This window comes from Pseudomonas sp. P106(2024), from assembly GCF_057480815.1.
The window spans coordinates 1-15040 of sequence record NZ_JBLIYU010000031.1 but is presented as its reverse complement, the minus strand read 5'-3'; the positions used below and the strand labels follow the sequence as shown (position 1 = coordinate 15040).

The window sequence follows — 15040 nt, the reverse complement described above, 5'->3', positions numbered from 1 at the left end:
GGTAGTGTGGGGCTTCCCCATGTGAGAGTAGGTCATCGTCAAGATTCATTTCGCAAAACCCCTATCTGCGCGAGCAGGTAGGGGTTTTGTCTTTTCCGCTTGCCCAAAAGCCAATGCCGTTCCGACAGGGGGAACGCGTCGGCTGCCTCCGTGATAAGGTTTCTCCTCTGCATCAACCGCTCCCCGAGACCAGCCAATGCCCCAGACCACCTCACTTCACCCAGGCTTCATGATCGTTCAGGGCAACCGCCTGGACGACCTGCGCAATCTGGTGGTGAGCGTGATGCGCCGTTACCCCCTGGCGCCGCTGGAAAACGAAATCGCCCTGGTGCAGAGCAACGGTATCGCCCAATGGCTGAAACTGGCCTTGGCCGAGGACCCACAGGACGACGATCAGGGCGGTTGCGGGATCGCAGCCGCCATCGATGTGCAGCTTCCGGGTAGCTTCATGTGGCAGCTGTACCGTCGCGTGCTGGGGCGCGACGAAATCCCCGAGGTGTCACTGCTGGACAAGGCGCCCCTGACCTGGCGCCTGATGCGCCTGCTCCCGGAAGTGATCGAACGCCCGCACTTCGAGCCCCTGCGCCGCTTCCTTACCGATGACAGCGACCTGCGCAAGCGCTATCAGTTGGCCGAGCGCCTTGCCGACCTCTTCGACCAGTACCAGGTCTACCGTGCCGACTGGCTGAAGGACTGGGCAAGTGGTGCCCATGTGCTCAACACCGCACGGGGTGAGCGCAAGCCGCTGGCCGCCGGCAATCGCTGGCAGGCCGAGCTGTGGCGGATTCTGCTGGAGGATGTGGGCGAGGCGGGCATGGCCCAGAGCCGGGCCGGGGTGCATCAACGTTTCATCGAGCGGATCAACGGCCTGGAACAGGCCCCCGCCGGGCTGCCGGCGCGGCTGATCGTGTTCGGCATTTCGTCGCTGCCTGCCCAGATCCTCGAGGCTTTGGCAGGTCTTGCCCGCTTCAGCCAGGTGTTGCTGTGCGTGCACAACCCCTGCCGCCACCACTGGGGCGATATCGTCGCCGACAAGGACCTGCTGCGACACCAGTACAAGCGCCAGCAACGCAAGCAGGGCATGCCCCTGCAACTGGACGACGAGCTGCTGCACCAACATGCACACCCGTTGTTGGCCGCCTGGGGCAAGCAGGGGCGCGACTACATCAACCTGCTCGACAGCTACGACGATCCCGGCAGTTACCAGGGCGTGTTCAGCGACGGACGCATCGACCTGTTCAGTGAAGGTGAACCGAAGACCCTGCTCAACCAGCTGCAGGACGATATCCTCGAGTTGCGCCCCCTGGCCGAGACCCGCGAGCAGTGGCCGGCGGTCGACCCGGCCAAGGACCGCTCCGTACGTTTCCACCTGGCCCACAGTCCGCAGCGCGAAGTGGAAATCCTGCACGATCAGTTGCTGGCCCGCTTCAGTGCCGACCCCACGCTGCGGCCTCGCGACGTCATTGTCATGCTGCCGGCTATCGACACCTACGCACCGCATATCCGTGCCGTATTCGGCCAGCTCGACCGCAACGATCCGCGCTACATCCCGTTCACCCTGACCGACCAGGGCCAGCGTGGCCGCGACCCACTGCTGATCGCCCTGGAGCATCTGCTCAAGCTGCCCGACAGCCGTTTCGCCGTCAGCGAAGTGCTCGACCTGCTGGACGTGCCGGCAGTGCGCGCCCGCTTCGCCATTCAGGAAAGCGACCTTCCAACCCTGCACCGCTGGATCGAAGGCGCCGGTATCCGTTGGGGGTTGAGCGCCGAGCAACGCGCCAGCCTTGGCCTGCCCGAGGGTCTTGAGCAGAACAGTTGGCGCTTCGGCCTGCGGCGCATGCTGTTGGGGTACGCAGTCGGCGTGGGCGAAGGCTGTGACGGTATCGAGCCGTACGATGAGATCGGCGGCCTCGACGCCGCGCTGATCGGCCCGTTGGTGGCGTTGCTCGATGCTCTGGACATTGCCTGCCAGGCGCTCTCACAGCCGGCCTCGGCGACGGATTGGGGGGCACGACTGCATGCGTTGCTGCAGATCTTCTTCCTGGCCGAAAACGAGCATGACGAACTGCTCCTGGTACAGCTGCAGGACCTGCGCGACACCTGGCTGGAAACCTGCGACGCGGTCGGCCTGCACGATTTGCTGCCACTGACCGTGGTGCGCGAAGCCTGGCTGTCCGGGCTGGACCAGGGCAAGTTGTCCCAGCGCTTCCTGGCCGGCTCGGTGAACTTCTGCACGCTGATGCCCATGCGCGCCATCCCGTTCAGGGTGGTCTGCCTGCTGGGCATGAACGACGGTGACTACCCACGTGCCCAGCCGCCCCTCGACTTCGACCTGATGGCCAGCGACTACCGACCAGGGGACCGTTCGCGTCGGGAGGATGACCGTTATCTGTTGCTCGAGGCCTTGCTCTCTGCACGTGACCAGCTTTATGTCAGCTGGGTCGGGCACAGCATCCGCGACAACAGCGAGCGACCGTCCTCGGTGCTGATCGGGCAGTTGCGCGATCACCTGGCCGCCGGCTGGCAGCTCGCCGGCGCCAAGACCGGCCAACGCGACGACCCTGGGCAGCAGCTGTTGCATGCCCTGACCCAGGAGCACCCATTGCAGCCGTTCAGCCAGCGCTACTTCCAGAAGGGCAGCCCGTTGTTCAGCTTCGCCCATGAATGGTTGGCGTTGCACCAGGCCGAGGACGAAGCGCAAGTGCCTGTCGCACTGTCGCCCTACACCAGTGATGAGCCGCTCAACCTGGTGCAGCTTCAGGACTTCCTGCGCCATCCGGTCCGGCATTTCTTCAGCCAGCGCCTGAAAGTGTTCTTCGAGGCCCTGGAGGCACCGACCCCGGACGAAGAACCCTTCGTGCTGGACGCTCTGCAACGCTATGGCCTGAGCGAAAGCCTGCTTGGCGCCGCGCTGGCCGATCCGGACAACGCCGAGCGGGCGTTGCAGGCCCAGGCCCGACGTCTCCAGGCCTGCGGGATGTTGCCGCTGGCAGGCTTCGGTGAAGCCTTGCAGGCCGAGTTGATTCAGCCGCTGCCGGACTTGCTGCAACGCCATCGGCAACTGCTGCAGCGCTGGCCAACCCGGGTCGAGGGCGCCATGCCGATCCATTTCGAACAGGGGCCGCTGCGCTTGGAGGGCTGGCTTGGCCAGGTGTACCAGGCCGAGGACCAGAGCCTGTTGAGCATCGCCACCGTGCCCAATACCCTCAGTGCTGGACGCAACAGCCTGAAGTGGCACCGGCTGGTGCCGACCTGGGTGATGCACCTTGCTGCCTGTGCTTCTGGCTACCCGTTGCACAGCGCGCTGGTGGCCAGTGACCTGACCCTGTTGTTGGCCCCGTTGCCTCAGGGCGAGGCGGCAGAGCGCCTGGGCGAACTGCTGGTGGCACGCCAGGCGGGTATGAACGCGCCCTTGCCGGTGGCGGCCAAGACCGCCTTCGCCTGGCTGGCCCAGGAGGACCCGGACAAGGCGACGGCCGCCGCGATCCGCGCCTATGAGGGTGACGGCCAGAACAACTTCGGCGAGCGCAGCGAAAGCCTGGCCCTGGCCCGCCAGTATCGTGACTTCGCCGCGCTGGCCCTCGACGAAACCTTCGAAGGCTGGTGCGAAGCCTTGTATCGCCCCTTGTTCGCAGCGCCCTGGCAGACCCTGGGTAACCCGGAGAACGCCCAATGACCCAAGCCCGCCCCCTGGCGCTGAGTTTCCCCCTGCACGGCAGCCAACTGATCGAAGCCAGCGCCGGCACCGGCAAGACGTTCACCATATCGGCCTTGTACCTGCGTCTGATACTCGGCCATGGCGGCGAGCAGGGTTTCAGCCGCGAGCTGCTGCCACCGCAGATCCTCGTGGTGACCTTCACCGACGCGGCCACCAAGGAGCTGCGCGAGCGTATTCGCGCGCGCCTGGCCGAGGCGGCGCGTTTCTTCCGCGGCGAGCTGGACGGTGCCGACCCGCTGCTGCATCTGCTGCGCGACGATTACCCACAGGAGCAATGGCCACGCTGCGCCAGCCGCCTTGAGATCGCCGTGCAGTGGATGGACGAGGCCGCTGTCTCGACCATCCACGGCTGGTGCCAGCGCATGCTGCGCGAGCACGCCTTCGACAGTGGCAGCCTGTTCACCCAGAGCCTGGAGACCGATCACAGCGAACTGCTGGGCCAGGTCATGCGCGACTACTGGCGGCGCTTCTGCTACGGCATGCGCGGCGAGTCACTGGCCTGGGTGCGTGGCAACTGGGGCAGCCCCGATGCCTTGTTGCCGAGGATCAGACCGCTGTTTGGCCGTGTCCGTGGCCAGGAGGACGAGCAAGACCCGCAGTCGTTGATCGAGGCGACCCTGCGCCAGCGCACCGAGCAATTGGCTCAACTCAAGGCGCCTTGGGGCGCCTGGGCCGACGAGCTGCAGCAGATCTGCCGCGATGCCGTGGCGGCCAAGCAGGCCGACGGGCGCAAGTTGCAGGCACGCTATTTCGAGCCCTGGTTCGACAAGCTGCGGGCCTGGGCCGGTGATGAGCAGGCCATGGAACTGGACCTGGGCACCGGCTTCACCCGCCTGACGCCCGCTGGCCTGGCCGAGGCCTGGAAGTCCGGCGAGCCGCCGCAACACCCGGCGCTGCGGGCCATGGAGTCCTTGCGCGAGCAGTTGCAGGGGCTGGCCAGCCCCGACGCACGGTTGCTGGAGCATGCCGCCGCCTGGGTATCGGCGCGCTTCGAGGTGGAGAAACGTCGCCGCGCCGAAATGGGCTTCGACGACATGTTGCTGCGCCTGGAACATGCCCTGGGCAGCGACTCCGGTCAGCGCCTGGCCGCGTTGATCCGTGAGCAGTTCCCGGTCGCGTTGATCGACGAGTTCCAGGACACCGACCCCGTCCAGTACGGGATCTTCGAGCGCATCTACCGCATCACCGAGAACAACCCGGACACCGGCTTGTTCATGATCGGCGACCCCAAGCAGGCGATCTATGCCTTCCGTGGCGCCGACATCTTCACCTACCTGGCCGCGCGCCGTGCCACCGCCGGGCGCCTGCACAGCCTGGACACCAACTACCGCTCCAGCCAGGCCATGGTCGCGGCGGTCAACCGGGTGTTCCTGCAGGCCGAGGAACGCGCCGAGGGCCGTGGCGCCTTCCTGTTCCGTGCCCAGGGCGACAACCCGCTGCCCTTCGTCGAAGTGCTCGCCAAGGGTCGTGGCGAGCAACTGCTGATCGCCGGGCAGCCCAGCGCGGCCCTGCATTGCTGGCAGCTGGAGAGCGACGAGCCGGTGTCCAGCACAACGTATCGCCAGCAACTGGCGGCCAGTTGCGCCAGCCATATCGTCGAGCTGCTCGAAGGTGGTCAGCAAGGCATCAGCGGTTTCGCCGATGCCGCCGGCAAGCTGCGACCCTGCTTGCCTTCCGATATCGCCATCCTGGTGCGCGACGGTCGCGAGGCCCAGCTGGTCCGCGCCGAGTTGGCGGCTCGCGATGTGCGCAGCGTATACCTGTCGGACAAGGATTCGGTGTTCGCCGCCCAGGAGGCCCATGACCTGCTGGCCTGGCTCAAGGCCTGCGCCGAGCCGGACTCGGAGCGCATGCTCAAGGCCGCTCTGGCCAGCCTGACCCTCGACCTGCCGCTTATCGAACTGGAGCGCCTGAACCAGGATGAGCGGGTCTGGGAAAACTGGGTTATGCGTTTTCGCCGCTACCGCGACATCTGGCAACGCCAGGGCGTGCTGCCGATGCTGCGGCGCCTGCTGCACGACTTCCAGCTGCCGCGGGCGCTGATGGGCCGCAGCGACGGCGAGCGGGTGCTGACCAACCTGCTGCACCTGGCTGAACTGCTGCAGCAGGCCGCGGGTGAGCTGGATGGCGAGCAGGCGCTGATCCGTCATCTCACCGAGCACCTGGCCAACGCAGGGCAAGCCGGAGAAGAGCAGATCCTGCGCCTGGAAAGCGACGAGCAACTGGTCAAGGTGGTGACCATCCACAAGTCCAAGGGTCTGGAATACCCCTTGGTGTACCTGCCGTTCATCTGCACCAGCAAGCCGGTGGATGGCCAGCGCCTGCCCCTGGGCTGGCACGACGACCAGGGCGTGGCGCACCTGACCTTGACCCCGAATGCCGAGCAGATCGAGCGCGCCGACGACGAACGCCTGGCCGAGGATCTGCGTCTGCTCTACGTCGCCCTGACCCGTGCCCAGCATGCCTGCTGGCTGGGCGTTGCCGACCTCAAGCGCGGCACCCAGCGCAGTTCGCAGTTGCATCGTTCGGCCTTGGGCTACCTGCTGGGTGGCGGCCTGTCGTTGGCGGCTTCCAGCCAGCTGGGCGAATGGCTCGCCACCCTGGCGGCCGGTAATCCGGCCATCACCCATGGTCCGCTGCCTGAGGTACAGGCCCTGTGCTACCGCACGCCGGACAGCCAGCGCGAGCTGCTGCCGCCGCGCAAGCCTCGTCGGGCCGCTGCGGAACACTGGTGGATCGCCTCGTACAGTGCCTTGCGGGTGGGCGACCAGACCCTGGTCGCCGACAGCTCCCAGGCCCAGCAATTGCTGGACGACGAGGTGCTGGACAGCCAGTCGCTGCGTGAGGTGCCGGCCGAGGCGGGCGATATCCACCGCTTCCCCCGTGGGCCGAATCCGGGCACTTTCCTCCACGGCCTGCTCGAATGGGCGGGGCGCGAAGGGTTCGCCGAGGTCGCCGCCCAAGGGCCGGTGATCGAACGCACCGTGGGCCAGCGCTGCAACCGACGCGACTGGACAGGCTGGATTCCCACGCTGACCCAATGGCTGCAGCAACTGCTGGTCCAGCCCATGCCGTTGCAAGGGGCCACCTTGACCCTCGCAGGCCTCGAGCGCTACCAGGTCGAAATGGAGTTCTGGTTCGCCAGCCATCAGGTCGACGCGGTGCGCCTCGACCATCTGGTGGCGCGCCACACCCACGTTGGAATGACGCGGGCGGCCGCCCAGCCGACCGTGCTCAACGGCATGTTCAAGGGCTTCATCGACCTGGCCTTCGAACTCGACGGGCGCTACTACGTGGCCGACTACAAGTCCAACTGGCTCGGCCCCGACGCCGAGGCCTACGGCGCCCTGGCCATGGAGCAGGCAATCCTCGAGCACCGTTACGACCTGCAGTACGTGCTCTACCTGCTGGCCCTGCATCGCCAGCTGCGCGCGCGCCTGCCCGACTACGACTACGACCGGCATGTCGGCGGTGCCGTGTTCATCTTCCTGCGTGGGGTCACCTCGGCCGGCCACGGGCTGTATCATGCGCGGCCTCCCCGGGCGCTGATCGAACAGCTCGACGCGATGTTCCGGGGGGAGCAAGAACCCGCCCAACAGGACCTGTTTGCCGGAGCCACGCCATGAGCCGCAACCTCGACGACCTGCTGCCCACGCCCTTGCAGGCCGAGCACCTGAGCGCCCTGGCGCCGCTGCGCCACAGCCAGGACTTGCTGGCATTGCTCGATCGCTGGGTCGAGCGCGGCTGGCTGCGGGCTTTGGACCGAGCTTTCGTGAGTTTCCTCGAGGAGCGGGCGCCGGGCAGCGATCCGCTGGTGCTGCTGGCCGCCGCCTTGGCCAGCCACCAGCTGGGTCATGGCCATGTCTGCCTCGACCTGCAACAGACCCTCGCCGAGCCGGACTTCGCCCTGTCCCTGCCACCGGAAGGCGATGCCCTGGCCGGGCCGTTGCTGCTGCCTTCGCAGCTGCTGGCCAGCCTCGAGCTGGGCACTTGGTTGCAACGGATCGCCGAGAGTCCCCTGGTTGCCGCAGGCGATACCGTCGAGCAGCGTGCCAGGCCACTGGTGGTCAGCGGCGAGCGCCTGTACCTGCGCCGCTACTGGACCTACGAGCGGCGCATCGACAATGCCCTGCATGAGCGCCTGGCGCGCCTTCAGCCTCAGCCGGCCGATCTGGCACTACGTCTGTCGCAACTGTTCGAAGGTGGCTCGAGCGCAGGCGAGGTGGATTGGCAGAAACTGGCCTGCGCCCTGGCCACTCGTGCCGGCTTCAGTGTCATCACCGGCGGGCCCGGGACCGGCAAGACCACCACCGTGGTACGCCTGCTGGCGCTGTTGCAGGGGCCTGCGGTCGAACAAGGCCGGCCGCTGCGCATCCGCCTGGCGGCGCCGACCGGCAAGGCCGCGGCGCGCCTCACCGAGTCCATCGGCCAGCAGGTGGAGCGCTTGCAGGTGGATGGCGCGGTGCGGGCGCAGATCCCCACCGAGGTCAGCACCGTGCACCGCCTGCTGGGCAGCCGCCCGGGTTCGCGGCACTTCCGCCATCATGCCGGCAACCCGTTGCCCCTGGATGTGCTGGTAGTCGACGAAGCCTCGATGATCGACCTGGAGATGATGGCCAACCTGCTCGATGCCCTGCCGGCCAATGCGCGGCTGGTGCTGCTGGGCGACAAGGACCAGCTCGCTTCGGTGGAGGCCGGCGCGGTGCTGGGCGACCTGTGCCGCGACGCCGAGGATGGCGGCTACTGGCCGCAGACCCTGGCCTGGCTGGAGCAGGTGGGCGGACAGTCGCTCGCCGACATCGGCCTGAGGCCGGGCGACGGCCAGCGCAATCCGTTGGCCCAGCAGATCGTGATGCTGCGCCACTCGCGGCGTTTCGGCGAAGGCAGCGGCATCGGCCAGTTGGCGCGCCTGGTCAATCGCCAGCAAGCCCTGGAGGCGCGAGCGCTGCTGGCGACCCGACCGGCGGATGTCCATTGCCTGACCCTGGGCGGCGAGCACGACAAACGCTTCGACCGCCTGCTGCTCGATGGCCTCAACCAAGGCCCCGAGGGGCCACAAGGGTATCGCGGCTACCTGCGAACCATCGGACGCCTGCGCCCGCCGCCAGGCGCGCCAGGCGATGATCCGCGCTGGGAGCGCTGGGCGGCCGAGGTGCTGCAGAGCTTCGAGGCGTTCCAGTTGCTCTGTGCCGTGCGCAAGGGCGCCTGGGGCGTCGAAGGCCTCAACGAGCGGGTCGCCCGGGTGCTGCACAACGCCGGGCTGATCGACAGCCAGCAACCCTGGTACGAGGGGCGTCCGGTACTGGTCACCCGCAACGACTATGGCCTCGGCCTGATGAACGGCGATATCGGCATCGCCCTGCGCCTGCCGGACGAGCAGGGCGAGGCGCTGCTGCGCGTGGCTTTTCCGCGCAACGATGGCAGCGGTGGGGTGCGTTTCGTACTGCCCAGCCGTCTCAGCGAGGTGGAAACGGTGTTCGCCATGACCGTGCACAAGTCCCAGGGCTCGGAATTCAGCCATACCGCGCTGGTGCTGCCCGACGCGCTGAACCCGGTGCTGACCAAGGAACTGGTGTACACCGGCATCACCCGCGCCAAGCATTGCTTCAGCCTCATCGAGCCGCGCGCCGGGGTGTTCGAGGAGGCGGTGGGGCGCAAGGTCCGGCGGGTCTCGGGGTTGATGCTGGAGCAAGTCTGACTCTGGAGTTTGCCGCCGATATGCTATCGTTGCGGCATTATCCGCAAACATTTTGTGAGATTTCCCCCCATGACAGTGGCTGTCTCGGCCCTGGGACGCGTGAAGGGCTGTGCGCTCTCGTTGCTGATGGCCATGCTGTTGTCGAACGGCGCGCCCGCCTGGGCGGACAATGCCGTATCGCAGGCGCAGGTGAAGCTACGGGCCAAGGCCGTGACCCAGGTCGTGCTGGGCATCCTCAGCTACGCCCGCTGGCCTGCCGACCCCAATCCCTTGCGCCTGTGCCTGGTCGGCCCGACCGAATACGCCGACGACCTGATCAAGGGCAACCTGCAGCAGTCCGGGCAACCCCTGCAGGTGCGCCGCCTGCTCGCCGACGATCCGAGCGTGGCCAGTGCCTGCGACGCCATCTACCTCGGCACGCTCGACAAACAGCAACGTGAGCGATTGTTCCAGCGGATCAACGGCCACCCGGTGCTGAGCATCAGCGAGGCCGACGATCCGTGCACGGTGGGTAGCCTGTTCTGCCTGCGGGTCGGCGATCAGCAGGTGGCGTTCGACGTCAACCTCGACTCAGTGGCACGCAGTGGCGTGCGCATTCACCCTAGCGTGCTGCAATTGTCGCGACGGCGGGCGGGGCAGCCATGAAACGTTCAGCCAGGCGCTTCAGCCGGCCGACCCTGCGCGCCGTGCTCGGGCGGGGACACCTGAGCGTGGCCTTGCTGGCCGCGGGCCTGGCCGGGGTGCTGGTGACCCTGCTCGGGGTGGCGGCGCTGCGCGTCTATGCCAACCACAACCTGCACCTGATCGCCCGCTCCATCAACTACACCGTCGAGGCCGCCGTGGTCTTCGACGACAGTGCCGCGGCCAACGAGGCCCTGGCGCTGATCGCGTCCACCGAAGAAGTGGCCGACGCCAAGGTGTACGACAACGATGGCGACCTGCTCGCCCACTGGCAACGCGACGAGCAGGGGGTAATGGCGCAGTTGCAGTCCCAGGTGGCGCGCAGCCTGCTGGAGGAACCGATCAACATGCCGGTGCAGCACATGGGCCAGCGGGTCGGCCATATCGAGCTGACCGGGCAGGGTGGCAGCCTGGTGCGCTTCCTGCTCAGCGGGCTGGTGGGCATTCTGGTGTGCACGGTGCTCAGCGCGGTGCTGGCGCTGTACCTGTCGCGACGCCTGTTCGGCGATATCATCCGCCCCTTGCGTAACCTGGCCAGCGTTGCCCACGCCGCGCGGCGCGAGCGCAGTTTCGACCGGCGGGTGCCGCAGACCCAGATCGCCGAGCTCAACGAGCTGGGCAATGACTTCAATGCCCTGCTCGATGAGCTGGAGGTCTGGCAGAGCCATTTGCAGAGCGAGAACGAAAGCCTCGCCCACCAGGCCAGCCATGACAGCCTCACTGGCCTGCCCAACCGCGCGTTCTTCGAAGGGCGGCTGAGCCGCAGCCTGCGCAATGCCGCACGTACCGAAGACCATCTGGCGCTGTTGTTCCTCGACAGCGACCACTTCAAGCAGATCAACGACAGCCTCGGCCATGCGGTGGGGGACGAAGTGCTGATCAGCGTGGCCAGCCGCGTGCGTGCGCAACTGCGCGAGCATGACCTGGTGGCGCGCCTGGGCGGCGACGAGTTTGCCGTGCTGCTGACCCCGCTGCACTCGCGCGAGGATGCCCAGCGCATCGCCGAGAAGATTGTCGCCAGCATGAAGCTGCCGGTGCAGCTTGAGGATGGCACCAGCCTGACCACCTCGCTGAGCGTCGGTATCGCCTATTACCCGGACGATGGCCGTGACCCGGCCAGTCTGCTCAATGCCGCCGATGCGGCGATGTACCAGGCCAAGCGCAATCGCCGTGGCCATTGGCAAGTGGCGCAGACGGAACGCTGCGCCACTGATGCAAAGAACAGGAGCTGAACCGTGACCAAGCGTTTTTCCGTGCTGCGTTTCCCGTTAATCACCCTGCTGCTGGCGCTACTGGCTCTGGCCGGCTGCCAGAGCGTGCCGCCCAAGGGGCTGACCCCCGAGCAGGTCGCCGTGCTCAAGCGCGAGGGCTTCGCCCCGACCGACGAGGGTTGGGCGTTCGACCTGTCCGGCAAGGTGCTGTTCGGCAGTGACCTGGACAGCCTCAACAGCGCCAGCGAGTCGATCGTCGAGCGTATCGGCAAGGCGCTGCTGTCGGTGGATATCCAGCGTGTGCGCATCGATGGCCATGCCGACGCCTCGGGCAAGGCCGCCTACAACCAGCAGCTCTCCGAACGCCGTGCCCAGAGCGTGGCCAAGGCGTTGATCGGCATCGGCATGCAGCCGCAGAACATCCAGACCCGCGGCATGGGCAGCAGCCAGCCGGTGGCGGACAACCGCACCGCGGCAGGGCGCATGGAGAATCGGCGGGTGTCGATCGTGGTGGCGTCGGACTGAGTGCTGCATGCCATCCATCGCGGGGCAAGCCCGCTCCCACGTTGAATTGCCAATACCTGCGTGGGAGCGGGCTTGCCCCGCGATGGCCCTCAAGTTCAACCCTGGGCGAATTTCATCTCGCGGGTTTCGCCCATCAGCAACGGCGCATTGGCCTCGGTCACCTCGCGGATGTAATCCCACAACAGGGTGATCCGCTTGAGCTTGCGCAGATCCTCCCGGCAGTACATCCAGAACGACAAAGAGAGAAAGGGTTAACCCAGTGATTACAAGGGCTTAACCAACATGAACATCTTTCCACAGGAACACCCTGTCACAAGTGCTGTCACAAACTGCACGCTGCCCTTGAGGCCACTTTGCCGGTTGGCGAGCCCCTACCATTACCGGCGACACGGTATCTACTACTTACGCCTTCGCGTGACTGGCAGCGTGAGCAGGGCGGTGTCAGTTTCTCTGAAGACCACAGATCGCAGAACGGCCATGCAGGTTTCTGGTCGCCTCATGTCATCACTTCAAGAGTTCCACTTGGATCATCCTGACTCGTCATGGAATGAGCTGCGCGATCATCTACTGAAGTTGGTGAGCAGTACGCTTGTTTCTGCGTATGACCATCCACTACGCCATTGGGGGGGCTTGTATCGGTACCTTGGGGGGGCCCCTTCGCTGGTGCAGGCACCGCGCTGTGAGGGAATGAATGCCGTAACAGAACCGGTGTCTACCCCTCTGACCTTTGAGGTGCTCTCGCAGCTCTATATGGCTGATCGTGGTGTGGACCAGAAGCCCACGACCTTGAAAGAGACGAATCTATGCCACAAGGTCATCGCTGAGCATCTGGAGGGGTTGGATTTGAGAAACCATTCCAGGGCAGACCTGGTGGAATTCCGAGAGCGCTTGTTAGATGGTCGGATGCCTTCGACAGTTAACAAGCTGATTGTGAAGCTTTCAGCTGTGTTTGCCTGGGCCGTCGAGAATGGGCACCTGAGCAAGACCTACGACAGGAAGTTGAAGCTGACGAAGGGCATTGAATCGACCCGTAAGGCATTTTCCCAGGCACAGGTAAGCAAGCTGATGGATTATGCGAACGGCCTTCCAGAGCAATCGTGGAAGCATTGGTTGCTCAGCCTGGGCATCATTACTGGTGGGAGACTGAAGGAGGTGTGCCAGCTGACTACGGGGGACGTTCTAACAGTAAAATCTGGCCTTGTTGCGATTCATATCAACGAAGCAGGGGCAGGTAAGTCAATTAAGAACAAACAGAGCGAGCGACTCATACCACTTACGGATGGAGCCTATGGGTTCGACCTCGCTGCGTTTCTGAGGTACGTCGATATGGCCCAGCTCAGTGGTAATGAACCGCTTGCCCAGATGGCCTATAGACCGTCGGGTGAGTGGGTTAACCAGCAAGCTATCCCAGCAGCTTTGGGCGAGGCATATGAACGTGGCTTGGTCTTCCACTCGTTACGCCATTCATTGGCGTCACTGATGCAAGCCAAAGGGGTTTCAACGACTCACGCCCAAGCTGTTATGGGTCATGCATCGGGAACCATTACTTTTGATACCTACGGCAGTGGTGTTCCGATTGAAATAATCGCAGAACTGCTGAAGGGCCTTTTTCCCTCATCTCCAACAGGCGATTTGGCCTTGCACATTGGTGAGCGTACTTACTGCGGGAGCTGAAATGTGATGTGGGAGGAGGGGAAGTGTGCTTCGTGAGGAATAGTTTTTTTGTGCTAGCGTTCGGGCCCGAAAAATTCTGCCTGGGTGCAGCCACCGAGAAAAAAATAGTGCAAACCGCTTGAGACAAGGGCTACAGCGAATACCCACGGATCACTCACAAAGTACCCACAAGTTATCCACAGGCGCTCACCTTGCAAAGCCCCCGAGATCGCATTATCTTGTATTCCAGGCACGCGATAGGCACTACATGTAGTGTTCGTGCCCGCTACTGACCTCGAACGAGGTAGGAAGAAGAGTCTGCGAGTGATTGCGTTCAAAGTTGTAGGAGACCGAGACGCAATCACCCGCACCATCTGAAGCTGACAGTAGTAACCATAAGCCCCAGGGGGGACTGCATTGGGCCAAAGATTGACGATTCCGTCAACCGCTGGCTGCTGGGCGGTGGTCTCTCTGTGGTGGCTAACAAGCCATTCCAACCGAAGAGATTCGACCCTATGAACACCAAAAAATCATCCACGAAGGCTGCGACTTTAGCCTCTGAAACCCTCCGCGATCCGAACGCATCGGCTATTGCAAAGAGCCTTGCGGCTTCTGTGCTGTCACAGTCGTCTTCGAGCAAGGAAACGGGCAAGGCTATGGAGACCAAAGCCTCGCAGGTACTCCAGTCTGAGAAATATAGCGAGACAACCAAGAGCCTTGCGGGCTCTGTCCTCTCTCAATCAGACAATCAGCGTTAACCAGGAGGTATTGGCCATGGCTCTCTACTTTATGGAATACGACCTGCGGAAGCAGAAAAACTACCAAGCTCTTTACGATGAGCTCGCTCGCTTCAAGGCCATCCGTGTCCTTGAATCGCTCTGGTGCTTCAACCGTTTCGAGACTAATGCCGGGGGGTTGCGAGATCACTTCAGGCAGTTCATCGACAGTGATGATGGAATCATCGTATCCGAGGTGTCGGATTGGGCCTCCTTTGGCGTACAAGGCGATCCGAACAAGTTGACGTAGGTGCTTCAGTAAAGCTTTAGACGCCCCTGCTCCGGAGAAGGACATATGGAGGGGGGCCGTCTTCAAATTGGCTAATGCTGATCCGTTCCCTCCGAGTGCTCGGTGAGTAGGTGGGTAAGTTCCCCTGCCGTGCGATCATGAGGAGTTAGCGCGATTCCATTCCAGTCCTACGGTACGAAAATTGTGAAGCCAAATGCCCAAGCCATCCATCATGCAGTTTGGCTGGCTAACTAATAGATCGAGTCATTTTCCGCAAAGACGCGGTCGGTGTTAAGGGCTACTGACATGCCACCTTGCTGTCAGCGAAGGGAGTTTTGAAATATGCCCCAAAGCCGTCATGCTCGAAGCCGTTCGATTGCCGAAGCTATTCCCTCAGCATTGGTATCGAGGGTTTGCAAGGGCTGCAATCGCATTCTCATGGACATTCACACTGAATCGCCCCTGGTTTCGTAGACACCTCCAAGCCTCATAATGAGGCCCAAATAGGAGGTGCCATGAGTCGTCAGCGTTACCCTGAAGAATTCAAGA

The 15040-nt window shown here is 64.1% G+C and carries 9 protein-coding genes and 1 pseudogene; 9 read left to right on the top strand and 1 reads right to left on the bottom strand.

Going from position 1 to position 15040, the window contains the following annotated elements; all coding sequences use genetic code 11:
- Nucleotides 1-196 precede the first annotated feature (196 nt).
- The 6 genes from recC (at nt 197) to yfiB (ending at nt 11833) form a co-directional block, all read left to right on the top strand.
- Nucleotides 197-3676, top strand: a complete 3480-nt coding sequence (recC, locus tag AC25M7_RS25255) for an exodeoxyribonuclease V subunit gamma (protein ID WP_197866983.1) — start codon at nt 197-199, stop codon at nt 3674-3676.
- A complete protein-coding gene (recB, locus tag AC25M7_RS25250) occupies nt 3673-7344 on the top strand; it encodes an exodeoxyribonuclease V subunit beta (protein ID WP_486971618.1) in 3672 nt (1223 codons plus the stop codon). Before recC ends, recB begins: the two co-directional genes overlap by 4 nt.
- A complete protein-coding gene (gene recD, locus AC25M7_RS25245) occupies nt 7341-9416 on the top strand; it encodes an exodeoxyribonuclease V subunit alpha (RefSeq protein ID WP_486971617.1) in 2076 nt (691 codons plus the stop codon). Before recB ends, recD begins: the two co-directional genes overlap by 4 nt.
- A 69-nt stretch (nt 9417-9485) precedes the next feature.
- Nucleotides 9486-10061, top strand: a complete 576-nt coding sequence (gene yfiR, locus AC25M7_RS25240) for a regulatory sequestration protein YfiR (RefSeq protein WP_207852003.1) — start codon at nt 9486-9488, stop codon at nt 10059-10061.
- Nucleotides 10058-11329 carry a diguanylate cyclase DgcN/YfiN gene (dgcN, locus tag AC25M7_RS25235; protein WP_028691309.1) on the top strand — a complete coding sequence of 424 codons (1272 nt, stop codon included), beginning with the start codon at nt 10058-10060 and terminating at the stop codon, nt 11327-11329. The genes yfiR and dgcN overlap by 4 nt, the downstream gene beginning before the upstream one ends.
- 3 nt (nt 11330-11332) lie before the next feature.
- Nucleotides 11333-11833, top strand: a complete 501-nt coding sequence (gene yfiB, locus AC25M7_RS25230) for an outer membrane lipoprotein YfiB (RefSeq protein ID WP_028691310.1) — start codon at nt 11333-11335, stop codon at nt 11831-11833.
- 95 nt (nt 11834-11928) lie between these two features.
- Here yfiB and AC25M7_RS25225 read toward each other — a convergent pair.
- Nucleotides 11929-12066 (bottom strand): annotated as a pseudogene (locus AC25M7_RS25225) (LysR family transcriptional regulator); the annotation flags it as partial.
- Between the two features lie 289 nt (nt 12067-12355).
- Here AC25M7_RS25225 and AC25M7_RS25220 point away from each other — a divergent pair.
- The 3 genes from AC25M7_RS25220 (at nt 12356) to AC25M7_RS25210 (ending at nt 14512) form a co-directional block, all read left to right on the top strand.
- A complete protein-coding gene (locus tag AC25M7_RS25220) occupies nt 12356-13507 on the top strand; it encodes a tyrosine-type recombinase/integrase (RefSeq protein ID WP_486971616.1) in 1152 nt (383 codons plus the stop codon).
- 494 nt (nt 13508-14001) lie between these two features.
- A complete protein-coding gene (locus tag AC25M7_RS25215) occupies nt 14002-14244 on the top strand; it encodes a hypothetical protein (RefSeq protein WP_486971615.1) in 243 nt (80 codons plus the stop codon).
- A gap of 16 nt (nt 14245-14260) precedes the next feature.
- Entirely contained in the window at nt 14261-14512 is a 252-nt protein-coding gene (locus AC25M7_RS25210) for a hypothetical protein (RefSeq protein ID WP_486971614.1), read from the top strand.
- Nucleotides 14513-15040 lie beyond the last annotated feature (528 nt).

Excerpts from the sequence above, each read along its gene's own strand:
- recC (WP_197866983.1), top strand. The coding sequence starts at position 197 with ATGCCCCAGACCACCTCACTTCACCCAGGCTTCATGATCGTTCAGGGC.
- recB (WP_486971618.1), top strand. The coding sequence starts at position 3,673 with ATGACCCAAGCCCGCCCCCTGGCGCTGAGTTTCCCCCTGCACGGCAGC.
- recD (WP_486971617.1), top strand. The coding sequence starts at position 7,341 with ATGAGCCGCAACCTCGACGACCTGCTGCCCACGCCCTTGCAGGCCGAG.
- yfiR (WP_207852003.1), top strand. The coding sequence starts at position 9,486 with ATGACAGTGGCTGTCTCGGCCCTGGGACGCGTGAAGGGCTGTGCGCTC.
- dgcN (WP_028691309.1), top strand. The coding sequence starts at position 10,058 with ATGAAACGTTCAGCCAGGCGCTTCAGCCGGCCGACCCTGCGCGCCGTG.
- AC25M7_RS25215 (WP_486971615.1), top strand. The coding sequence starts at position 14,002 with ATGAACACCAAAAAATCATCCACGAAGGCTGCGACTTTAGCCTCTGAA.
- AC25M7_RS25210 (WP_486971614.1), top strand. The coding sequence starts at position 14,261 with ATGGCTCTCTACTTTATGGAATACGACCTGCGGAAGCAGAAAAACTAC.